This is a genomic window from Methylobacterium sp. J-043 (assembly GCF_022829505.1).
In the GTDB taxonomy this organism is placed as follows: domain Bacteria; phylum Pseudomonadota; class Alphaproteobacteria; order Rhizobiales; family Beijerinckiaceae; genus Methylobacterium; species Methylobacterium extorquens_A.
In genome coordinates this window covers 77,340-100,675 of sequence record NZ_JAKSYB010000053.1, presented here as the reverse complement: position 1 = coordinate 100,675, position 23,336 = coordinate 77,340, and the positions used below count along the sequence as shown (strand labels likewise).

The following is a 23,336-nucleotide window of genomic DNA, read 5'->3' as shown; positions in this document are numbered from 1 at the left end:
ATCCAGGATCGTTCTGATACGGTTTCCGCTTGATTGAAGTGGGGACCGTGTCAGCAAGCCCGCGCGGCGCCTGAGCGACGTCCAAATCCGCTATCCCGAAGGGATCAACCGGATTTGGTCTGAGATCATATCGGCGGCTCGCTCCGTGCCGAGCAATCCGCCGCTTTCACGAAGCGGTTCCGATCACGGCCGGGCGAGCGGCACAGCGTGAAGCCGGAACGGGAGCGAGGGCTTGGTGCCCTTCTTCGCGGGATCGAGGACAAGGGGGAGTTGCCCCTCGCTGACGAAGGCGGTGTCGCCTACCTGCGCAACGCCGGTGGCGCCTCCCGTGAAGCCGTCGCGCACCGTCTCGATCCGGGCGTCATTGCCCTGAACCGTCACGCGATCCAGGCTGCCGCCCCCTTCGGCGAGAAGGAACGAGCCGTCCGCGGTCAGACGCATGCCGTCGGCCTGAACGAGCGGACGTGAAGTCTTGAGGCGGGTGATCACCCCCGCCGCCCCGCCCGTCATCGCGACACGGAACAGCTCGCCCTTGGTGAACGTGTTCACGTAAAGTTGGCCGTCGGCGCCGAAGGCGATCCCGTCGAGGCCCGCGCCCTTGGGGCCGGCATCGAAGACCGGATCATTGACCCAGACTTCGAGCGTACTCGAACCCGGCCTGAGACGCAGGATCTGTGGGCTCAGAGTGCTGGTGGCGTAGACCGCGCCGTCTGGTCCGATCGCCATGTCGTTGCAGATCGTCGGCCCGTCGCCGGGCAGGGGCGCGCTGAGCTTTCCTTCGCCGGATTTCAGATCGAATGCCTTGAGGGCGCTGCCCCTGGCGTCACCGGGGCCGGGAATGCCGAGGAAACTCAGGTCGTTCGAGCAGAGCCAGAGCGTGTTCGTGGCTGGATCGGGAAGCAGCCCGAACGTCGAGCGCGTGCCGTAGGCCCCTGGTTTGATCCAGACCTCGCCCTTGTCGGTGCCCGGCGCCACGCGGATCACACCGCCATCGACGAAGCTGCTGACATAGAGCGTTCCGTCCGGCCCGGCAGCGACGTTCTCGGGGTAGGTGCCTGCGCCGGGCAGCATCACCGATTCAGGCGCGGCTTGCACGGCCGACTCCGGCAGCAAGCCCGGAACAAGGAAAGCACCTGCGAGAAGGAGCGCGCGCCCTACGCCGCGCCCGAGCAGCCTCCTCGTCGTGGTTCTGGCCACCGCTTCAACGACGTTTCGCATCTGAGATTGCCTCCCTGTCGCTCGCCGAGGCCCGAGGCGCGCCCACAAGCCCGCCCTGACGCCTCGTCGCGGAGCAGTGACGACGTCCATCTGCCAACGCCAATTGCGGCGGAAGCGGCCGTCTTTTATGCTTCAATAAAACGAGCGCTCGCTCGACATATCGGGGTAAATGGCCCAAGGCAACGGTTCAGCCTTTAGAGGACTCACCCGGAGGTTGTCGCGAACGCAACCCGTTGCGGTATCGGTCACGTCTCGTCTGGACCGTCCCGGCGGAACTCGGCTTGCGAGCGTGCAGCGAAGAGGCGGACCCATGGCCGGCATGACGGACCGCGACGTCGAGCAGTCTGCCTGTGCTGTCCGAGCGGACCTTAGCCGCGGTGATGCGCGCGAGCAGGTACGCGGCCATCACGTGTGACATCGATAAAGAAACGAAAAGGGAGCATGACGGTGACGGACCAAACGACCGGTGAGGCAGCGCAGCCGGCTGATTTGCGGCGGCAGGGGCGCATCGGTGTGATCACGATGAACGCACCGCCGGTGAACGCGCTCGGCGCGGGCCTGCGGCGGGCGATCCGGGCGCGGATCGAGGAGGCCGAGGCCGATCCGGAGATCGGCTCCATCGTGCTGACGGGTGCGGGGCGCCTGTTCAGTGCGGGCGCCGACATCGCCGAGTTCGATCACTCGCCGGACGGCCCCGATCTCGGCGCCCTGATCGACCGCGTCGAGGACGCGGGGAAGCCTGTGGTCGCTGCGATCCATGGTCAGGCGCTTGGCGGCGGATTGGAACTAGCGCTCGCCTGCCATCATCGCCTCGCCACGCCCTCGGCCAAGCTCGGCCTGCCGGAGGTCAAGCTCGGCCTCGTGCCGGGTGCGGGCGGCACGCAGCGCCTGCCCCGCCTCGTTGGACCGCGGGCAGCCCTGGAGATGATCGCGACCGGCACACCGCTGAGCGCGAAAGGGGCCCAGGCCGCGGGCCTGATCGACGCCATCACCGCCGAGGATGGGCTCGTCGCCGACGCGGTGACCTTCGCCGAGGCGCTTCTGGCCGAGGGCCGGCCCATCCGGCGCACCCGCGACCGTACCGAACACCGCGACGCCGCCCGTGACGAACCCAGATTGTTCGACGCGTTCCGAACCGAGCAGGCCAAGCTGTTCCGCGGCTTCGAGGCGCCGGAGGCGTGCCTCGCCTGCGTCCGGGCCGCGATCGAACGGCCCTTCGCCGATGGGCTCGCTTTCGAGCGCGACACTTTCCTGCGGTTGATGCGCAGCGCACAGTCGATCGCGCAGCGCCACGTCTTCTTTGCCGAGCGCGAGGTCGCCCGCATCCCCGACCTGCCGGCCGACACCCCGACCCGGACGATCGCGCGCGTCGGCATCATCGGCGCCGGCACGATGGGCGGCGGCATCGCCATGAACTTCCTCAATGCCGGCCTGCCCGTGACCATCGTCGAGGCGGCGCCAGAGGCCCTGGAGCGCGGCTTGGGCATCGTCCGCCGGAACTACGAGGCGAGCGCGAAGAAGGGCCGCATCCGGTCCGAGGACGTGACTGCGCGCATGGCACTTCTCACCGACAGCCTCGATTTCGACGCGCTGTCGGAGTGCGACCTCGTCATCGAGGCGGTCTACGAGGACATGGCGATCAAGCGCTCGATCTTCGAACGCCTCGACCGCATTGCCAAGCCTGGCGCGATTCTCGCCACCAACACCTCCTTCCTCAATGTCGATGCCATCGCCGCGGTGACGCGGCGCCCCCAAGACGTGATCGGGCTGCACTTCTTCTCGCCGGCCAACGTCATGCGTCTCCTCGAAGTCGTGCGGGCGGAAAAGACCGCGCCGGACGTGGTCGCGACGGCGATGCGGCTCGCCCGCACCATCGGCAAGATCGCGGTGCAGGTCGGCGTCTGCCACGGCTTCGTTGGCAACCGTCTGCTCGACCAGCGTCAGCGGGAGGCCGACCGGCTGATCCTCGACGGGGCGCGGCCCTCGGACGTCGATCGGGTGATCCACGGCTTCGGCCTGCCGATGGGTCCGTTCGCGATGATGGATCTGGTCGGGCTCGACCTCGGCTGGTCGCGCGAGACCTCGCGCGGCGAGAGCGTGCGCGACATCCTGTGCGAGCGCGACCGGCGCGGCCAGAAGACGGGAGCCGGCTTCTACGATTACGACGAGGCCCGGCGGGCCACGCCCTCGCCGGAGGCCGAGGCGGTGATCCGCGAGGTCGCCAAGCGCCGCGGCATCCCGCAGCGGAGTGTGTCCGACCAGGAAATTCTGGAGCGCTGTCTCTATCCGATGGTCAATGAGGGCGCGAAGATTCTGGCAGAGGGCAAAGCGTGGCGCGCCTCCGACATCGACCTCGTCTGGATCAACGGCTTCGGCTGGCCAGTCTATATGGGCGGGCCGATGCACTGGGGCGACACGGTCGGCCTGCCCAGGATCGTCGAGACGCTGCGGAATCTCGAGCGGGCGCATGGGCCGGACTTCCAGCCCGCGCCCTTGCTCCAACAACTGGCGGCCGAGGGCAGTACCTTCGCCGCGTTTGACCGGCAGCGCAGCACACGGCGGTTCTGACGCTCGGACCCTCACGACACAGGTCGGCGACGCTTCCTTTCGTCACCGACCGTCTTCAGAGACCCTGCGCGTCGAGCCAGCGGTTCAGCACCTTCGCGCCGACCGAGGCACGTGGCCCGAGCATCGGGCAGTGGCCGGCGCCCGCGATGCTGTCGAGGTCGGCACCGTGATAGAGCGCCGTGCGCGCTGCCGCAGCCGAATCGACGAGGCGGTCGTCCGATCCGTGCAGGACGAGCGTGGGAAGCCCGATGCTCCAGGCAGGCAGTACCGGCAGCGGGATATAAGCCTGGGCGAGGCTCGTGAATGAGCCGAGGCACAAAGTCAGGAAGGTGTCCGTGCCGATGCGCGCGGCGTAAGCTGCGGCGACGGCCGGCTCGATGCCCGTGCCGAACATTGCGTCGTGGTGGTCGAAATCCGGCGTCCGGCCGAACTGTCCCGCCAGCGCCTCGAGCCACAACGACAGCCCGAGTTGCGGGCCGGCCAGCGCCAGCCCCTCGGGTGGCAGCGATCCGACTAGGACGAGACCGCGCAAGGCGAGGTGGCCGGCGAGGATCGACGTCAACAGATGCTGCGCGAGGAGGCCGCCGATCGAGTGGGCGACGAGGACGGGCGGCTCGGGCATCGCCCGGATCGCGAGGGCGAGATCCTCGGCAAAATCGTGCAGTCCGGTCCAGGGGAGGGCGGCACGACCCTCGCTGGTGCCGTGGCCGCGCAGAGAGACGGCGGCGACGAGGCGCCCCGTCTCGCCGAGCGCGTGCATCCAAGTCTCCTCCCAGCACCACGCCCCGGTGAAGGCGCCGTGGACCAGCAGGACCGGAGGCAGGCCGGAGGGCCGCTCCGGGCGACGGATCAGGACCTCCAGCGACGGGCCGGACGGCCGGGTCAGTCGGCCGGGCGTGATTGGTACCGTCCCCTCCATCGTGGACGCGGCGGAGCGTGCCGGTGAACCGGCGGCCTCGATCTCGAACATCGCAGAGGGCCTTATCGCGTCGAGCCGAGCCAATCGGTGACGATCCGGATCTGGTCCTCGTCGAGGAGCGCCGGGGCGTGGCCGCAACCGGGAATCGTGACGAGGCGCGCTCTCGGGCCGCGGCAGGTCATCTCCGCCGCGGTGTCCGCCAACAGCAGTTCCGATGTCTCGCCCCGCAGGAGCAGGACGGGGCAGGTGATTGCGTCCCAGGTCTCCCAGAGGCTGACATCGTAGACGCGGCCGGGGCGGAAGGCGTTGCCGATGCCGGGATCGTAGTGCGGCCGAAAGCCGCCGCTCCCGTCCGGTACGATGCTGTGCTCGGTGAGGTGGCGCCACTGCGCTTCGGTGAGAGGGCCGAACGGCGCGTGAATCCGGCGCAGCCGCGCCTCGGCCTCCTCAAGGCTCGCGTAGCGCGCCGGCCCTTCGAGCAGGTTGTTGCCGATGGCCCGCACCGGGGCATGCGGCAGGAACGGCCCGATATCGTTGACGACGAGGCGCCGGATCGGGGTGCCTTCGGCGGCGGCGAGCGCCATGCCGATCATCCCGCCCATCGAGGTGCCGACCCAATCGACCTGCTCGACGCCGAGATGCGCGATCAGCAGCGCCATGTCGCTCGCGTACTGGGGCAGGCCGTAGGCCTCCGGATCCTTCAGCCATCCGCTATGCCCGCGCCCGACGATGTCCGGACAGACGACGCGGTAGCCGCGTGCGGCGAGCGCAGGGGCGAGAGCATCGAAATCACGCCCCTGGCGGGTCAGACCGTGGACGCAGACGACGACCTCGGACGCATCCGGCTCCCCCCACTCGACATAGGCGATCTCGTGGAAGCGGCCCTGTGAGAGGCCGCGGGTGCGGCGGCGGCGGAAGGGGTGGTCGACAGCCGGGCTCTCCTCACGCGACGTCGCCCTGGTCCAGGGCGAAACCCAGGAACGGGTCTCGCCGCCCAGCATCGCGCCGCCCGCCGCGTGATGGAGATCGATGATCTGCCGGGTCGAGCGTTTCGATTGCTCACGCAGATACGCCGCCTGAATCGCGAAGAACTCACCGGGACCCGAGGCCTGCAGCAGCCGCTCGGCGCAGTCGAAACCGGCCTTGAGGTTGGTGTCGGAGGCGACCATCACCTGCTGGGCGATCCCGCGCAGACTGCTCCAGCCACGGCCGGTGCCGCCCGAAGCCGCGTGCCCGATCTCGGAACGGCCCATCGACGATTCGAGCATCTGGACCGCCCCCTCGGCCGCTTCGACAATCCGCCGATAGGCAGAACGGGTCGCCCTCAGTTGCTGGAGGGCCAATCGGCCCCCGAGAGCCCGATGCGCCTTCTCGGGGGCTTCGTTCGTCACCGTCATGCCAATCCTGCCGTGACGCCGCAGGCCGTTTCCGCCCGCCGATCTCGACGCGCGCGGATGGCTGTGCCCCGGCGGGGTCGTTACAAACGCCCGAAAAAATCGAGCGAGCGCTCGCTTTTTGTCTAGCGCTGGGCTATCGTCCTTGCAACCGGAGTGTTCCTTCGATGCCCAGGCACGGCATGAAACGCCATGAGCACGACGCGTCGACGGCGCGGGCGGATGGCTCGTGCCGGACGGGCGGGATCGTGTGGTGGAGGGGAGAGCGGCTGGCGTCAGCGCAGGCGGCGCGCCAGCGAGCGCTTCCGGCTCTCCTCGTCAGCTCCCCTGCGCAGCGCCTCGAGCTTGGACACGAACTTGATCGAAGCGCGTCGGATGTGCTCGCGCCCGAGGCGCTCAGCGGCCTCGGGATCATTGCCGATGATGGCATCGAGAATGGCCGCGTGCTCATCCCAGACCCGGGCATCGACACCGCGATCGACCCGCAGCACCTCACCCATGATCCGGCGCATGTGATGCCAATAAGGGCGGGCCGCCTCCTCAATCGCGCGATTTCTCGACAGCGCGTTGACGAACTGGTGAAAGGCGATGTCCTCCGCGATCTGTTCAGCGACCGCGCCGCTGGCCACCGCCGCTCGACCGCGCTTGAGGATCTCGCGACCGGCCCCGGCCTCTCGGGGCGAGCGCTCGGCTGCCAGACGGCAGGCGAGACCGTCGAGCACTTCGCGGATCTCGTAGGCGCTTCGCACGAAGTCGATATCGAGTTCGGCCACGACGACGCCGCGCTTGGGCGCGTTGATAACGAAGCCGCGGTCGCGCAGGAGCGCCAGGGCCTGCTGCACCGGCTGGCGCGAGACATCGTAAGCCTCGGCGAGTTCATCCTGGATGAGGCGGGTGTTCGCCGGCAGCGTCCCGTCACAGATCTCGGAAAGAATCCGATCGTAGATCTGTCCGACGAGCGTCGGCACCAATGTCACACTTTGCATCCAAACCGAACCGGTTCTCAAACTCTGTCGTTCGACGCGCTATCCCGCCCACTTGCAGTAAAGTTCAAATTCGGTATACGAATTTCGAATTCAAACTGCGCGGTCTCGAGCATGCGCTCATGCTGTCCTTTCATCAGCAATGGTCCGCCGACAGGCAAGTCCTCTCTTTATGGCAACGGTTCGGACGGCGCCGCGTCGGGATCGGAACGCGCTCAAATTGGCGCGATCAGGGTGAGGCGCTTGCCCGCTAAGGTGAACGATCCTGACATTCGGCGCGTCGCACGACGACGTTCGACCCGCGCGAGATACCCGGTCGCAAACCTTGCGAGTGGAGTAAGGCGGCATGTTCCGAAGATCGGAGGCAGCGCCGCACGAATCTAGGCTGCAACGGACTCGATCGAAGACCGAGCGGCAAAAATTCCAAAAATTATAGGGAGGAAAATTTGAACGCGCCCCTTTCGAACTACATCAACGGAAAACTTATCGCGAGCAAGTCGTTCGATATGCTGCCGGTTTTCAACCCGTCGACCGGCCGTGTCATCTCCGAAATGCCGGTCTCGACCAGCGACATGGTCGAAGAAGCCGTGTCGGCGGCGCGCAAGGCGCAGGTTTCCTGGGGACAACGTCCCGCCATTCAGCGCGCCAACGTGCTACGCGCGATCTCGGCACGGATCCGCGAGCGGGGCGAGCCGATCGCCCGGATCATCTCGGAGGAGCAGGGCAAGCTTCTCGGCCTCGCCAAGGTCGAGGTCGCTTTTGCTGCCGACTACCTCGACTACATGGCCGAGTGGGCCCGCCGCATCGAGGGCGAGATCATCGAGAGCGACCGGCCGGGCGAGAACATCTTCCTGTTCCGCAAGCCCGTCGGCGTCGTCGGTGCGATCCTGCCCTGGAACTTCCCGTTCTTCCTCATCGTGCGCAAGCTCGGACCTGCGCTGGTGACCGGCAACAGCATCGTCATCAAGCCGAGCGAGGAAACCCCCCTCAACGCGGCGGCCTTCATCGAGCTGCTCGACGGCCTCGACATCCCTGAGGGCCTCATCAACTTCGTCTACGGCACCGGCGCGGGCGTCGGCGAGGCGATCTGCGCCCATCCCCACGTCGATCTAATCAGCTTCACCGGCAGCGCCGCGACGGGCGCGCGGATCATGGCGACGGCGGCGCGCAACATCACCAAGGTCAACCTCGAACTCGGCGGCAAGGCCCCGGCGATCGTCCTCAAGGATGCCGACCTCGACAAGGCCGCCAAGGCGGTGGCTGCCTCGCGCACGCTCAATAGCGGCCAGGTCTGCAACGCGGCCGAGCGCGTCTATGTCGAACGGCAGGTCGCCGAGGAATTCGGAGCCCGCGTCACCGAGGAGATGAAGCGGATCCGCGTCGGCGATCCGCTCGGCGGCTCCGAGGTGGAGATGGGGCCGATGATCAACCAGGCCGGCGTCCGAAAGGTCGAGGAACTGGTGCAGTCGGCGCTGAGCAGCGGCGCTACGGTGACGACCGGTGGCCGGGGCACGGCCGACGAGGGCAAGGGCACCTTCTACGAGCCGACCGTGCTGACAGGCTGCCATCAGGACATGGACGTGATGCGCAAGGAGATCTTCGGTCCGGTTCTGCCCATCATGGCCGTCGACAGTCTGGAGGAGGCGATCAGCCTTGCCAACGACACCGAGTACGGCCTGACATCATCGATCTACACCGAAAGCCTGTCCAGCGCCCTGAAGGCGAGCCGCGAGCTGAGCTTCGGCGAGACCTACGTCAACCGCGAGAACTTCGAGGCGATGCAGGGATTCCATGCCGGGAACCGGAAGTCCGGTATCGGCGGCGCGGATGGCAAGCACGGGCTCTACGAGTACACGAGCACGCATGTTGTATATATCCAGACCTGAATCAAAGTTCGAGACCTATATTGCATAACTGCAACAGACATGTCGGCGAAGCTGTGAGATATATAATATACTGAAGTAAAAACGGGGGCAGCTCGTGAGGAAATATGCAGCTTTCGCGATCTCGGCGGCGGTGACTTTGGGGGGACTTGCCCTTCAGGCCACCGCCACCAAGGCAGCCGACATCACCTTCGGCATCATCGGACCGCGCGAGTACGAATTGCCGGTCAACTACAAGGACTTCTTCGCCTTCGTTCAATATACCGGCACAAACTCGACCTCGCAGTTCTTCGACCAAAGCGGCAACTTGTCGAGCGTGCCGCGCCAGAACTTGACGGTGGGCTTGAGCAAGTTCGTCTGGTTCACCACAATCGACTCGCTGCCCGGCGTCGGCATCGCCCTCGAAGCGATCCTGCCGGAAGTCTATCTCGGCACGCGCGGCGCCAAGGAGCGGTTCGGGTTCGGCGACACGATCTGGGGCTTCGCAACCTGGATCAAGCCGACCGACAACAGCACTCTCGGCTTTCAGTCCTTCATCCAGGCGCCGATCGGCGGCGACTACTTCACCAACCGCTTCTACGCCAACTATTCGAGTATCCTGTTCGATGTTCAGGGCGAGCACCTGAGCTTCACCGGCGATGTCGGCGGCGTCTTCCGCGGCGACCAGGATCCCGCCGGTCCCGGCGGGGTGGTGGTCAGCCCCGGCACGACGTTCCACACGAACCTGCGCCTCGGCTACAAGCTCGGCATCCCGGCCTTCCCGGTCGAGCCGTTCCTTGCACTCGACTACCAGTACAACACGGCGGCCCGCGTCACCGCGTCCAACCTGATCGTCCCCAACAGCCAAAATCAGGATCTGGCGCTCGGCGCCGGCTTGGCCATCCTCTACGATCCCAAGCAGTCCTTCACGATCCGCTACTCGCGAAGTGTCTACGGCGAAAACACGTTCCCCACCAACGCAGTCTTTCTGAAGTACGTCTACATACCTTGACTGTAAAAAACCCTTGCAATGATGTTTTTGCTTGGGATAATATCTTAAATAGATGAGAAGTCCGGGCGCTTTATTGATAGGCATCCGGATTCGGCTGAAGCAGTCACCATAGATTGCCGGCCGGTCATGCCAATATGCGGCGCTTCACGGGGATCTCACGAACGGCCTGGTCCCTCCGGGCCCCTCCGCCCGACGCCTGGGCGGGGGCCGTGGCATCCGAAACGCCTCGTTTGGCGAGCAGAGGAAACGAACAGGATGTCGGCTTCGAAAAATCCGAAGATCATGATCGATCGCCGCACCGCGCTTCTCGGCGTAGCCGGCTGCTGCCTGGCGGCCGGCCCGGTCTGGGCGGGTCCCGAAGAGGATCTGCCGGCCAAAGGCGACACACTCGTGTTCGACGACGGCCCGCTCGAGGGAAAGCCCGTCACGCTCGACGCGATCAAGGAGGGTGAACCCGCCCTCGCGATCGCCGTCGATACGGCCACCGGCACCAAGAAGACCGAGTCGCGCTTCGCCAAGATCGTCCTCGCGCGCGTGCCGGAGGCCGACATCGACGAGGACACGAAGCCCTTCACGGCGGACGGCGTCGTCGCCCTCTCGGCGATCTGCACGCACCAGGGCTGCTCCGTCACCGGCTGGAACGCCGAGAACAAATCCCTGCTCTGCTTCTGCCACGGCTCGGAATTCGTGCCGGGGGAGGGCGGGCGCGTCGAAAAGGGGCCGGCGCGCAAGCGCATCCCCGTCCTGCCGATCGCCAAGGGCGAGAAGGGCGAAGTCGTCATCACCGAGGGCTTCCGCGGCAAGCCCGGCCCCGGCGCCTGACGGCCTGACACGCGGGGATACGCCCGTCCCAACCTCCGCATCGAGATACGGACGGACCGCTGCGCGGCGGTCTCGACCGGACGAGCACAAGGAGATGCCGCCGCCGCAGCCGTGCGGGCATTTCGGAAAACCAAAAAGATTCGGGAGAGCAACGATGTCCAAGACCAACCGTCGAACACCACCCGCTCAGGCGCTCGCGCCGCTGCTCGGCTCCGCGCTTCTGGCCTTCGCCGCCGTGTCGGGCTCGCAGGCGGCCGAAGGCATCAAGGACTACAAGCCCGTCACCGACGAGCGCCTTGCCAACCCTGAGCCCGAGAACTGGCTGCAATACCGCGGCAACTATGCCGGCTGGGGCTATAGCCCGCTCGACAAGATCAACGCCGAGAACGTCAAGCGGCTCGTACCCGCCTGGACGCTCTCGACCGGCGTCATGGACGGCCACCAGTCGCCGCCGACCGTCAACAACGGCATCATGTTCATCTCGACGCCGCAGGCGCAGGTGCTCGCGGTCAACGCCCGCGACGGGCAGGTTCTGTGGCGCTACCAGAAGGATCTGCCACCCGAGCTGTTCCAGCTCCATCCGACCAACCGCGGCGTCGGGCTCTACGGCGACAAGGTCTATGTCGCGACCACCGACGCCTGCGTCGTCGCGCTCGAAGCCGCGACCGGCAAGGCGAAGTGGACGAAGTGCGTCGCCAAGTGGAAGGAGGGCTACTACATGACCCTCTCGCCGCTCGTTGCGAAGGGCAAGGTCGTGGTCGGCGTCTCCGGCGGCGAGTTCGGCATCCGCGGCTTCATCACCGCGCTCGACGCCGAGACCGGCGCGGAAGCCTGGAAGACCTACACCGTCGCGGGACCGGAGGATCCCGGCTTCCAGACCTGGAAGGGCGATTCGTGGAAGACCGGCGGTTCGCCGGTCTGGATCCAGGGCAATTACGACCCCAAGAGCGAGACTGCCTATTTCGGCACCGGGAACGGTGGGCCGTGGATGCCGGATACGCGGCCGGGCGACAACCTGTACTCGACCTCGACCGTCGCGCTCGACATCAACACCGGCAAGATCAAGGGCCATCACCAGTATCACTACAACGATGCTTGGGACTGGGACGAAGTCTCGGCGCCGCTGCTGATTGACATCAAGCGCGACGGCCGCACCCTTCCCGGACTCGTCCATGCCGGCCGCAACGGCTACCTCTGGACGCTGGAGCGGACTGCGGAGGGACCGATCAAGTTCGTCGATGCCAAGCCCTTCGTCTATCAGGACGTGTTCTCGGGCGTCGATCCGAAGACCGGGCGGCCGACCTACAAGGAAGACAAGGTTCCGACCACCGGCAAGAAGGCCGAATTCTGCCCGAGCCTGTGGGGTGGCAAGGATTGGCCGCCGGAGGCCTACAACCCCAAGACCGGCCTGCTCTACATCCCCGCCAACGACAACCTCTGCGCCGTGATCGCCGGCGTGCCGGTCAAGGCCCGCAAGCCGGGTGAACTCTACATCGGCGTGCCGGTGGAAGAAATTCTTTCAAGCCTGCATGTCCGTAAGGACGTCGACGTGAGCAAGCCGGTCAACATCGGTCAGCTCCAGGCCTGGGACATGAACACCGGCCAGAAGGTGTGGCAGCACGACTTCATGGACTCGGCCACCTGGGGCCCGGTCCTGACGACGGGCAGCGGGCTCGTCTTCACCGGCGGCACCAGCGACCGCAAGTTCCGCGCCTTCGACGGCAAGACCGGCAAGGTGGTGTGGGAGATGCGGCTGAATTCCGGCGTCATCGGCGTGCCCTCCTCCTACATGGTCGATGGCGTCCAATACGTCGCGGTCCAGTCCGGCTGGGGCGTCGATGCCGACCGTATGCTCGGCGGTATCAACAACGCTCTGCCCGAAGATCGCCGGGTGCGCATGGCCCCGCAGGGCGGCGTCGTGTGGGTGTTCAAGGTGATGGACCAGGAGGTTTCGGCCAAATGAGCCCGGCGCGCCTCTTGCTCCTCACGGTCCTGGTCGGCAGTGTGAGCTGCCTCGCCACGACCCTCCCGGCGCGGGCCGCGCCGGAGGCGGCCCCGGCCGCCGCTGCGGACCGGGCGGCCCTGCCGTCCGATCCGGACCAGCTCCTCGCCTTCGTCACCGATGCCTTGCGCGATCACGACGAGGGCGCCTTCGAGCGGCTCGTCAACTGGGAGGGCGTGCGCCCGCCGCGCAAGCGGCTGACGCTCTACCAGATCCGCACCACCTTCGGGCGGCCGGTCAAGGCGATGACGGTCGAGGACTTCCCCGCCGACGGCCTCGCCGAGGCCGAGGCCCGCGGCACCTACAAGATCAACATGCCGGTGACGAAGCGCCTGCGCGTCGTCTTCGACGAGGATGCGGGCGAGCCCGACGCCGAGTCGGCCAACGTCTTCCTGCTCGGCCAGAAGGACGGCGTCTACCGCATCGCCGTGCTCAACTCCGTCGGGCCGCCCCGCGGAAAGTAGCAAACCCCGTCCTCCGCGCCGTGCGGAGGACGCTCCCGCATTGAGTGTCTCTCACAAAAACGCCCGCCGCACTGTCATCGCCAGAACGAGAGCGGTCAGAGGCCGGGAGTTTTGTGAAGCATTCCGAGAGGAGTGCCGCCCGACGCGCCCTCGGCCGGGCTGCCGGCACGGACCCGATTGATCGCCATGCCCTCGCTTACCACCGAACGCGCCGCCGGCCGGGCCCCCCGTTCCGGTCTTCCGATCCGGGCCATCGGTCGCCGCGACTTGCTCAAGACCGGCCTCGGCGCGGTCCTGGCGGGCGCCACCACCCTGACCGGTGCCACCGCGCAGACGGTGCCTGCCTCGAACGCCGTGCGGCTCAAGCTCGGCAACGACTTGCCGGCCTCGCACTCCGTCAACCGCCGCCTCGCCGAGGCCGTCGCCGCCATCGCGCAAGAGACGAACGGACGGCTCGTCATCACCGTATTCCCGAACAATCAGCTCGGCGGCGATCCCGGCATGCTCTCGCAACTGCGCAGCGGCGCCCTCGAACTCGCGACCATGCCGGGCACGGTGCTCTCGACCCTGATCCCCGAGACGGCGCTCACCGGCCTCGGCTTCCTGTTCACCGACTACGAAAAGGTCTGGCCGGCGATCGATGGCGCCGTCGGCGACCATGTCCGATCATGCATCGCTGCTGCCGGCATCGTGCCGTTCCGCTCCGTCTGGGACAACGGCTTTCGCCAGATCACCAGCAGCACGCATCCGATCCGCACGCCCGAGGACTTACGCAACTTCAAGATCCGCCTGCCGACCGTGGCCCTCTGGGTCGCGATGTTCCACGCGCTCGGCGCGGCACCCACCAGCATCCCGCTCAACGAGGCCTACCCGGCGCTCCAGACCCGCGTGGCCGACGGCCAGGAGAACCCGCTCGCACTCATCAACGCGGCCAAATTCTACGAGGTGCAGCGCTTCTGCTCGCTGACCAACCACGCCTGGGACGGCTTCTGGCTGCTCGCCAGCGGCAAGGTCTGGAACCGCGTGCCAGACGATCTGCGCGCGGTGATGGCCCGGCACTTCGACGCCGCAGCGCTCCGGCAGCGCGCGGACAACCGCGCCGCCACGGCCAATCTGCGGGCGATCCTGGAAGGGCACGGGCTGATCTTCAACGGCACCGATCCGATCGCCTTCCGCCACGCGCTGGCGCGGACCGACTTCTACGAGCGTGCCCGCCAGCGCTTCGGCACGGAGGCCTGGAATCTCCTCGAACGCCATGTCGGCGCGGTCGGGTGAGGCCATGCACGCGATCGACGATCTCGACCCTCTGCATACCCTCGACCGGCCGCTCTGGCTGGCGCGGGTCGATCGCGGCTTGGGGGCCGGCGTCGATGCGCTGGCCTGCGCCCTCGTCGTCGCCGAGATCGTCGTGCTGCTCTCCGGCGTGCTCGCCCGCTACCTGTTCCGCTCGCCCCTGATCTGGACGGACGAACTCGCCGCGATCCTGTTCCTGTGGCTCGGGATGCTCGGCGCGGTGATCGCCCTGCGCCAGGGCAGCCATATGCGGATGACGGCGCTGCTCGGCCGCGTCGGCCCGCGCGGGCGCGCTCGGCTCGACCGTTTCGCGCAGGCCGCGCCGCTCGCCTTCCTGCTCCTCGCCCTGCCGGGCGCGCTGGCCTACGCCCACGAGGAAGCCGCCGTGACGACGCCGGCGCTCCAGATCTCGAATGCGTGGCGCGCCGCCGCCCTGCCGGTCGGCCTCGTGCTAATGCTCGTCCTCGGTGGCCTTCGGGTGCTTCGCACGGCGGAGCCCGGCCGCGTGCTCGGGCTGGCCGCGGGACTTGCCGCGGCGATTGCCCTCGCGACCGCCTTCGGGCCCTTCCTCGAAGGGCTCGGCAACCTCAACCTCGCCCTGTTCTTCGTCGTGATCCTGGCGAGTCTTGTCTTCGCGGCTGTACCGATCGCGTTCGCCTTCGGGCTTTCGAGTTTCGGCTACATCGCGCTCGCGACCCCCGTCCCCGTGGAGGTCATCGCGGGCCGAATGGAAGAGGGGATGTCACCGCTCATCCTGCTCGCCGTGCCGCTTTTTGTCTTTCTGGGCCTCCTAATCGAGATGACCGGCATGGCCCGCGCCATGGTCGCCTTCATGGCGAGCCTGCTCGGGCATGTCCGCGGCGGCCTCTCCTACGTCCTGATCGGGGCGATGTACCTCGTCTCCGGCATCTCCGGCTCGAAGGCCGCCGACATGGCGGCGGTGGCGCCTGCGCTGTTCCCGGCGATGCGCGAGCGCGGCGCCGACGAAGGCGACCTCGTGGCGCTGCTCTCCGCCACCGGCGCGCAGACCGAGACGATCCCGCCCTCCCTCGTGCTGCTCACCATCGGCTCGGTGACCGGCGTCTCGATCGCCGCCCTGTTCACCGGCGGCCTGCTGCCCGCCCTCGTCGTCGGCGCCTGCCTCTGCGCCGTGGTCTGGCGTCGTGCCCGCGGCCCCGGCGCGATCGCGCCAATGCAGCGGGCGACCCGATCCGAGATCGGCCGCGCCTTCCTCCTTGCGCTTCCGGCGCTCGCGCTGCCCTTTGTGATCCGCGCGGCCGTGGTCGAGGGGATCGCCACCGCCACCGAGGTCTCGACCATCGGCATCGTCTATGCCGGCCTCGTCGGGCTCCTCGTCTACCGGCAGTTCGACGGGCGTCGGCTCCGGCCGATGCTGGTCGAGACGGCCGGGTTGTCGGGCGCCATCCTTCTCATCATCGGCGCCGCTACCGCCATGAGCTGGGGCCTGACCCAATCCGGCTTCTCGGCAGGCCTTGCCCACTTCATGGCCGGGCTGCCCGGCGGCGCGCCGGTGTTCCTGGCTGTCACGGTTCTGTTCTTCATCGTGCTCGGCAGCGTGCTGGAGGGCATTCCGGCGATCGTGCTGTTCGGGCCGCTGCTGTTCCCGGTCGCCCGGCAGGTCGGCATTCACGAGGTGCACTACGCGATGGTCGTGGTTCTCGCGATGGGCATCGGCCTGTTCGCACCGCCCTTCGGCGTCGGCTACTACGCCGCCTGCGCCATCGGCCGGGTCGATCCCGATGCCGGGATCAGGCCCATCGGCGGCTACCTCGCCGCCCTCGTCGTCGGCACCGCTTTGGTCGCCGCCCTTCCCTGGATTTCAACTGGCCTCCTCAAGTGAGCGCCGCCGAGAGCGGCGCGCGCCGCATCGATACGCGGGAGAATGTTTCATGAAAGACCTTCTCACCTTCGGCCAGATGCTCTCGGTCCACGCGCGGTTGGCGCCTGAGCGCATGGGCGCGCGCGACCTCGAGCGCGCCATGAGCTTCCGGCTGTGGAACGAGCGTTCCTGCCGGCTCGCCAACGCGCTGCTCAGCCTCGGCCTCAGGAAGGGCGACCGTGTCGCGGTGCTGGCCTACAACTGCGTCGAGTGGGCCGAGATCTACGCTGCCACCGCCAAGGCCGGGCTCGTCTCCGTGCCGATCAACTTCCGCCTCGTCGGCAAGGAAGTGCGCTTCATCATCGAGAACGCCGAGGCCGCAGCCCTCATCGTCCAGGATGAACTCGCCGGCCTCATCGAGGAGATCCGCGCCGAGCTCTCGATCCCCGACGCCAACGTCATCCATTTCGGGACCGCGTCCTGCCCGGCGGGCTTTCGCGATTACGAGGATCTCTTAGGCCAGGGCAGCGCCGCGGAGCCCGATGTCGCGGTCGCGGCGGCCGATCCGTGGATGCTGATGTACACCTCCGGCACCACCGGCAACCCGAAGGGTGCGATCCGCAGCCACCGCGGCGCCAGCAACCTCTCCCTCTGCACCGAGATCGAGCTCGGCATCCACCGCAACGACGGCGCGCTGCTCGTCATGCCGATGTGCCACGCCAACTCGCTCTATTTCTTCGGCGCCTTCAGCTATTGCGGCGGCGGCATCTCGATCTATTCGCGCAAGAGCTTCGATCCGGAGCACTGCCTCAAGACGCTGGCCGAGGGCAGCGCGACCTTCACCTCGCTGGTGCCGACCCATTACATCATGATGCTGGGACTCTCCGGCGGCGTGCGCGAGCGCTACAACCTCGACCACGTCACCAAGCTGATGATCTCCTCCGCGCCCGCGCGCCAAGAGACGAAGCGCGCGGTGATGGAGCTGTTCCCGAATTCCGGCCTGTACGAGCTCTACGGCGCCACCGAGGTCGGCTGGGCGACCATGCTCCACCCGAAGGAGCAGTTCACCAAGCTCGGCTCGGTCGGACGCGAATGCGTCGGCTCGGCGCCGATCAAGATCCTCGACGAGGCCGGCAACGAGGTGCCCGACGGCGAGCCGGGCGAACTCTACTGCTCCAACCCCTACCTGTTCGACGGCTATTGGAAGCTGCCGGAAAAGACCCGCGAGGCGTTCCGCGGCGAGTACTGCACGGTGGGCGACATGGCCCGCCGGGACGCCGACGGCTTCATCCAGCTCGTCGATCGCAAGAGCAACATGATTATCTCGGGCGGTGAGAACGTCTACCCGTCCGAGGTCGAGTCGGCGCTCGGCCGCCACCCGGCGGTGCGGGACGTCGCCGTGATCGGTCTGCCCGATGCCAAATGGGGCGAGCGCGTCCACGCGGCTGTGGTGCTCCACGACGGAGCCGAACTCGACGGCAAGGCGCTGATCGATTGGAGCAAGGATCATCTCGCCGGCTACAAGCGGCCCCGCACCTGCTCCTTCGTTCATCACGACGACGTGCCGCGCAACGCCACGGGCAAGGTGCTGCACCGTGTCCTGAAGGCCCAGGTCATGGAGGAGGAGGCGCGCGCCGCTTCCCAAAAGGCCGCCGGTTGAGGCCGCGCCGCGCTGACGGGCTCCACCATGGCTTTTCCGCCGACAGCACAAACGGGACCGCCGCCCTCGCGGGCCGGCGCTTCCCCGCGCGTTGGCATGTACGGGAGCGCTTATGCAGGCGGTCCTGAACGCGGCACTGCCGCTCTTCGGGCTGATCCTGACCGGCTATCTCTGCGGCCTGTTCCGGGTGTTCTCGAAGGCGGCGGCCGACAGCCTCAACGCCTTCGTCATCACGCTCGCCCTGCCGGCCCTCGTCTTCGTAGCCATGGCCCGGATGACGCCCGAGCAACTCGGGCATCTCGGGTTCATGATGGCCTATGGCGGATGCGTCCTCGTCAACTCGATGCTCGGCTTCTGGTTGAGCCGGCGCCGGGGGGAGTCGATCGCCGACGCGACCATGACGGGGCTCAACGCGAGCTACAGCAATGTCGGCTTCATGGGCTTGCCGCTCTGCCTGATCGTGTTCGGGGCGGAAGGGCTGCCGCCCGCGGTCGTCGCGACCCTATTCACCGCCTGCATCCACTTCCTCGCCGCGATCGTGATGATCGAAGCGGATCTGAAGAAGGGCGTGAGCCTCGGCCGCCGCTTGGGCGACGTCGGGTTCTCGCTCCTGCGCAACCCGCTCTTCCTCGCGCCGATCGCAGGCCTCGGCGTCGGGCTGTCCGGCCTCGGTCTCGCCCTGCCGGTGGCGCGCTTCGGCGAGTTGCTCGGCGCGGCGGCCGCACCCTGCGCGCTGATCTGTATCGGTTTGGTGCTGGCGCAGGAGACGCTCGACGTTCGCGAATTGCCGCGGATCGGCGTGCTCGTCGCCCTCAAGCTGCTGCTGCAGCCGGCGCTGGCGGCGCTGCTGGTCTTCCACGTCTTCGCGATGCCGCCGGTCTGGGCGAGCGTCGCGGTCATCCTCAGCGCTCTGCCGACCGGGCCCGGCGCCTTCTCGCTCGCCAAGGCCTACGGCCTTCAGCCCGCCGCGACCTCGGGGGTGATCCTCGTCTCGCATGTCGTCTCGGTGGTCACGCTCTCCCTCGTCCTCGCCTGGCTCGTCTGAGCCGGCGCCCCGCGTCGTCCAAGACAAACTGCAAGACAAACTGAAGCCGGAGGTTACGCCCCATGGTCAGCCCCATCCTCGGCCCGATGCCCATCAGCACCGACAGCGTCGCCGCGGTGGTCGCGCGCTCCCTGAAGGCGCGCGGCGTCGATCGGGTCTTCGCGCTCTGCGGCGGGCACATCATGGCACTGTGGATGCGCCTCGACGCCGAGGGCATCCGCATCATCGACGTGCGCGACGAGCGCGCCGCCGTGCACATGGCCCAGGCGCATGCGGAGGTGACCGGCGGGCTCGGGGTCGCCCTCGTCACCGCCGGCCCCGGCATGACCAACGCCATCACCGGCATCGCCAACGCCCACGTCTCCCGTGCGCCGGTGCTGGTCCTGTCGGGCACCAACACCCGGCCGCAGGAGAACCGCGGCGGGTTGCAGGATCTCGACCATACGCATCTGGTGCGCACCATCACCCGCTACGCCCGCACCGTGCGCGAGCCGGCGCTGGCGCTGGCCGAACTCGACGAGGCGATCGCACGGGCGCTGGGGGAGGGCGGTGAGCCCGGCCCCTCCTACATCGACTTCCCCGCCGACACGATGCGCGGCCTCGTGCCGAAGCCCTTGCAGATGGCCGAGCATCTCGAATCGAAGCCCCGCGTCGCGGTACGGCCCGATCCCGAGCGGATCGCGGCGGCGGTCGATCTCCTTTGGTCGGCCCGGCGCGTTCTCGTTATCTCAGGCCGCGGTGCCCGCGGTGCCGGCCCCGAACTCGTGACGCTGCTCGACCGCCTCGGCGCGGTCTATCTCGATACCGGCGAGAGCCGCGGCCTCGTGCCCGACGCCCACCCGTCCGTCGTCGGCGCCATGCGCGGCGCGGTGATGACCGACGCCGACGTGATCCTCACCGTCGGCCGCCGGCTCGACTTCCAACTCGCCTTCGGTTCGCCCGCGATTTTCGGCAACGCGAAGTTCGTGCGTCTGGCCGACACCCCGGCAGAGCTACGCGACAACCGCCGCGGCGCCGTCGAAATCCTGTCCGACGCCGCCGCCGCCCTGAGGGCCATCGTCGAGACCGCGGGCAACCGCGAGAGCGGCGTCGACCGCGAATGGGCGGGCAAGCTCCGCGCTGGCCACGAGCAGCGCGCTTCCAAGCTCAAGCAGACCATGGCCACCGCCCCCGCCGGCTCGGACGGGCGCTTGCATCCGAACCGTGTCATCGCCGCGCTTCAGGAGGCGATCGACGACAACTCCATCGTCGTCACCGATGGCGGCGATTTCCTCAGCTTTGCCCGCATCGGCCTCTCGGCGCCGATCATGCTCGATCCCGGCCCGTTCGGCTGCATCGGTGTCGGCGTGCCCTACGGCATCGCCGCAAGCCTCGCACATCCCGACCGCACCACGCTGGTGGCGACCGGCGACGGCTCCTTCGGCTTCAACGCGATCGAACTCGACACCGCCGCCCGGCACAAGGCGCCGGTCCTGATCGTTGTGGCCAACAACGGTGCGTGGCAGATCGAGGTCCACGACCAGACCGTCACCCATGGCCGGGTGATCGGCACCAAGCTCGCATTCAGCGACTACGCGGCCATGGCCCGCGCGCTCGGCATGCACGGCGAACGGGTCGAGACCGAAGCGGAACTCGGGCCGGCGATTCAGCGCGCACTTGCCAACCGCCCGGCGCTGCTCGACGTAGTGGTCACGCCCGAGGCCGTCTCCTCCGACGCCAAGACGGGGCTGGCCTGGGTGCCGGACCTCCAGCCGCTCGCCGCCTGGGACGAGGCCGAGCGCAAGTGGCGCGCGGGCGAAGCGTGATGAGCGCCGCCCTCCCGCTCCCCGCGCAAGGAGAACCGCACCTGTTCGAGGCCGGCCTCGAGCGCCGCGCGGCGAATTACGTGCCGCTGACGCCCGCGAGCTTCCTGGCGAACGCCGCTGCCTCCTACGGCGGCAAGGTCGCGGTGATCGACGGTGCGCGTCGGCTCACCTACCGCGAGCTCGACACCCGCTGCCGACGCCTCGCCTCGGCCCTGCGGGGGAGGGGTGTCAGCCCTCTCGACACCGTGGCGATCCTCGCCCTGAACACGCCCGAGATGATCGAGGCGCATTACGCCGTCCCGATGGCGGGCGGCGTGCTCAACCCCCTCAACACCCGCCTCGACGCGGCGACGATCGCCTTCTCGCTCGACCACGGCCGGGCCCGCGTGCTCCTCGTCGACGGCGAACTGGCGCCGCTGGCGCAAGAGGCGCTGCGACTCGTGCACAACCGCCCCCTCGTCATCGATATCGCAGCGCCCGGCGGGGAGGGCACCGCGATCGGCGACCTCGCCTACGAGGCGCTGCTCGAAGAGGGCAACCCGGACTTGGCCTGGGAGGGGCCGCCGGACGAGTGGCAGTCGCTCTGCCTGCTCTACACCTCGGGCACCACCGGCGATCCGAAGGGCGTCGTCTACAGCCATCGCGGCGCCTACCTGCAGGCGCTCGGCAACGCGGTCACCTTCGGGCTCAACCCCGACAGCGTCTATCTCTGGACGCTGCCGATGTTCCACTGCAACGGCTGGTCCTATCCGTGGGCGGTCGTGGCGGCTGGCGGCACCCAGGTCTGCCTCCGCAAGGTCGAGCCGGCAGCAATCTTCCGGCTCATCGCCGAGCACCGGGTCACGCATCTGTGCGGCGCGCCGATCGTACTCTCGATGATCGCCCACGCGCCGCGAGAGGTGCGGGTGCCGTTCTCCCACGCGGTGGTGCGCTGCGCGACCGGGGGCGCCGCGCCCTCCTCGACCATCCTGCGCACCATGGAGGAGCTGGGTTTCAAGGTCACCCATCTCTACGGTTCCACCGAGTGCTACGGCCCTGGCACCGCCTCGCTGTTCCAGCCCGGTTGGGCAGTACTTCCGACCGAGGCGCGCTACGCCCGCATGGCCCGCCAGGGCGTAGCGCTGACGACGCTGGGCTCCGTGATGGTCGCCGACCCGGAGACGATGCAGCCCGTCCCGCAGGACGGCGCGACGCTCGGCGAGATCATGATGCGCGGTAACACCGTGATGAAGGGCTATCTCGCCAATCCCACCGCGACCGAGGCGACGCTCGCCGACGGCTGGTACCGCACCGGCGATCTCGCCGTCTGGCACGCCGACGGCGCGGTCGAGATCAAGGACCGCTCGAAGGACATCATCATCTCCGGCGGCGAGAACATCTCCAGCCTGGAACTGGAGGAGGTGCTGACCCGCCACCCCGCCGTGATGCTGGCCGCCGTCGTCGCCCGGCCCGACGCGACCTGGGGCGAGACGCCCTGCGCCTTCCTCGAACTCAAGCCCGGCGCAGGCGCCCTCACCGACCAGGAGGTGATCGCCTTCTGCCGGGAGCGGATGGCGCGGTTCAAAGTGCCCAAGGCGGTGGTGTTCGGGCCGCTGCCGAAGACCTCGACGGGCAAGATCCAGAAGTTCGTCCTCCGCGAGCAGGCGCGATCGCTATGATAGGCACCCGGACAGGCACCCGAGAGAACGGTCCGGACGGGACCGGCACGCAAGCGTCCGGCGGGTCCGACCCGTTCGGGATGTTCGGCGCCTCGCTCAACGCCTCGATGGAGGCGATGACCGCGTGGTCGCGAACGTGGCAATCGCTGCTGGAAGCGCGCGGCGGCCCCTCCGTCTCGCTGATGATGGGGGCGCTCGCCGACCCGACGCAGGGGCTCCAGAGCGTGGCGCCACTGATGGAGGAGTTCCGGCGGGCACTGGCGCTGCCGCGCTTCGCCGACCTGCCGGCCCCGAACGGCGCGCTGCTGCCCTCGCCCGAAGCCGCCGTCGATTTGATGATGCTCGTTCAGCAATACCTCGCGGCGGTGATGCCGGTCTGGGTCAAGGCCGGCGAGAACTTCCAGGCCGAGGTCGAGGCGCGCCGGGCCCGCGGCGAGACCGCCGACCTTTTGGCCGACGGCATGGACATCTGGAATGGCGTGCTCGACCGCACCTTGATGGAGTTCAACCGCTCCCAGGATTTCGCTGCCCTACAGCAGCGGATGCTGAGGCTGGCGATGCAGCAGCGCCAGGATCTGCGCCGCCGCGCCGAGATGGCGGCGGAGGCGATCGACATGCCGACCCGCACCGAGATGCTCGACGTCTACGCCCGGCTGCATGGCCTGATGCGCGAGGTGCACAGCCTACGTCGCGAGGTGCGGGCGCTGAAGGCAGGGGGCGCCAGCAGCGCCGACCACGCTGCGCCGGACGCTCCTTGAGTTTCGTGAAACCGCACGGGTTACGAGGAGGCT

17 protein-coding genes are annotated in these 23,336 nt (G+C 68.0%); 13 read left to right on the top strand and 4 right to left on the bottom strand.

Going from position 1 to position 23,336, the window contains the following annotated elements; genetic code table 11:
* Positions 1-183: 183 nt before the first annotated feature.
* Positions 184-1,095 carry an SMP-30/gluconolactonase/LRE family protein gene (locus MKK50_RS14715; RefSeq protein WP_499023336.1) on the bottom strand — a complete coding sequence of 304 codons (912 nt, stop codon included), beginning with the start codon at positions 1,093-1,095 and terminating at the stop codon, positions 184-186.
* Positions 1,096-1,665: 570 nt separating this feature from the next.
* Here MKK50_RS14715 and MKK50_RS14710 point away from each other — a divergent pair.
* A complete protein-coding gene (locus MKK50_RS14710) occupies positions 1,666-3,786 on the top strand; it encodes a 3-hydroxyacyl-CoA dehydrogenase NAD-binding domain-containing protein (protein ID WP_499023333.1) in 2,121 nt (706 codons plus the stop codon).
* A 55-nt stretch (positions 3,787-3,841) separates the two neighbouring features.
* Here the strand turns inward: MKK50_RS14710 and MKK50_RS14705 are convergent, their stop codons facing one another.
* From MKK50_RS14705 to MKK50_RS14695, 3 genes are all read right to left on the bottom strand, one after another.
* A complete protein-coding gene (locus tag MKK50_RS14705; RefSeq protein WP_499023331.1) occupies positions 3,842-4,756 on the bottom strand; it encodes an alpha/beta hydrolase in 915 nt (304 codons plus the stop codon).
* 11 nt (positions 4,757-4,767) lie between these two features.
* Positions 4,768-6,102, bottom strand: a complete 1,335-nt coding sequence (locus MKK50_RS14700) for an alpha/beta fold hydrolase (protein WP_499023330.1) — start codon at positions 6,100-6,102, stop codon at positions 4,768-4,770.
* A 272-nt stretch (positions 6,103-6,374) separates the two neighbouring features.
* Positions 6,375-7,085, bottom strand: a complete 711-nt coding sequence (locus MKK50_RS14695) for a GntR family transcriptional regulator (RefSeq protein WP_499023328.1) — start codon at positions 7,083-7,085, stop codon at positions 6,375-6,377.
* A gap of 443 nt (positions 7,086-7,528) precedes the next feature.
* Between MKK50_RS14695 and aldA the strand changes: the two genes are divergently transcribed.
* From aldA to MKK50_RS14635, 12 genes are all read left to right on the top strand, one after another.
* On the top strand, positions 7,529-8,968 hold the full coding sequence (aldA, locus tag MKK50_RS14690) for an aldehyde dehydrogenase (protein WP_253369188.1): 1,440 nt from the start codon (positions 7,529-7,531) through the stop codon (positions 8,966-8,968).
* A gap of 94 nt (positions 8,969-9,062) precedes the next feature.
* Positions 9,063-9,956, top strand: coding sequence for a transporter (locus MKK50_RS14685; RefSeq protein WP_253369190.1), 894 nt, complete (start codon positions 9,063-9,065; stop codon positions 9,954-9,956).
* A gap of 255 nt (positions 9,957-10,211) precedes the next feature.
* Entirely contained in the window at positions 10,212-10,778 is a 567-nt protein-coding gene (locus tag MKK50_RS14680) for a QcrA and Rieske domain-containing protein (RefSeq protein ID WP_499023324.1), read from the top strand.
* Between the two features lie 154 nt (positions 10,779-10,932).
* Positions 10,933-12,741 carry a PQQ-dependent dehydrogenase, methanol/ethanol family gene (locus tag MKK50_RS14675; protein WP_499023322.1) on the top strand — a complete coding sequence of 603 codons (1,809 nt, stop codon included), beginning with the start codon at positions 10,933-10,935 and terminating at the stop codon, positions 12,739-12,741.
* Entirely contained in the window at positions 12,738-13,244 is a 507-nt protein-coding gene (locus MKK50_RS14670; RefSeq protein WP_253369196.1) for a hypothetical protein, read from the top strand. The genes MKK50_RS14675 and MKK50_RS14670 overlap by 4 nt, the downstream gene beginning before the upstream one ends.
* Before the next feature lie 186 nt (positions 13,245-13,430).
* The gene (locus MKK50_RS14665; RefSeq protein WP_499023320.1) at positions 13,431-14,519 is read left to right on the top strand and encodes a TRAP transporter substrate-binding protein; all 1,089 of its coding nucleotides are present in this window, start codon (positions 13,431-13,433) and stop codon (positions 14,517-14,519) included.
* A 4-nt stretch (positions 14,520-14,523) separates the two neighbouring features.
* A complete protein-coding gene (locus MKK50_RS14660; protein ID WP_499023318.1) occupies positions 14,524-16,398 on the top strand; it encodes a TRAP transporter large permease in 1,875 nt (624 codons plus the stop codon).
* A gap of 49 nt (positions 16,399-16,447) precedes the next feature.
* Positions 16,448-18,037 (top strand): class I adenylate-forming enzyme family protein, encoded by a 1,590-nt coding sequence (locus MKK50_RS14655; protein WP_499023317.1) that lies wholly within the window; start codon positions 16,448-16,450, stop codon positions 18,035-18,037.
* Positions 18,038-18,149: 112 nt separating this feature from the next.
* Positions 18,150-19,082: an AEC family transporter gene (locus tag MKK50_RS14650; RefSeq protein WP_499023314.1), complete on the top strand. Its 933-nt coding sequence runs from the start codon at positions 18,150-18,152 to the stop codon at positions 19,080-19,082.
* Positions 19,083-19,144: 62 nt separating this feature from the next.
* Complete coding sequence (locus tag MKK50_RS14645) at positions 19,145-20,887, top strand: 2-hydroxyacyl-CoA lyase (protein ID WP_499023312.1); 1,743 nt, start codon at positions 19,145-19,147, stop codon at positions 20,885-20,887.
* Positions 20,887-22,545 (top strand): AMP-binding protein, encoded by a 1,659-nt coding sequence (locus tag MKK50_RS14640; RefSeq protein WP_499023310.1) that lies wholly within the window; start codon positions 20,887-20,889, stop codon positions 22,543-22,545. Before MKK50_RS14645 ends, MKK50_RS14640 begins: the two co-directional genes overlap by 1 nt.
* Positions 22,542-23,303 (top strand): poly(R)-hydroxyalkanoic acid synthase subunit PhaE, encoded by a 762-nt coding sequence (locus MKK50_RS14635; RefSeq protein WP_499023308.1) that lies wholly within the window; start codon positions 22,542-22,544, stop codon positions 23,301-23,303. The genes MKK50_RS14640 and MKK50_RS14635 overlap by 4 nt, the downstream gene beginning before the upstream one ends.
* Positions 23,304-23,336 lie beyond the last annotated feature (33 nt).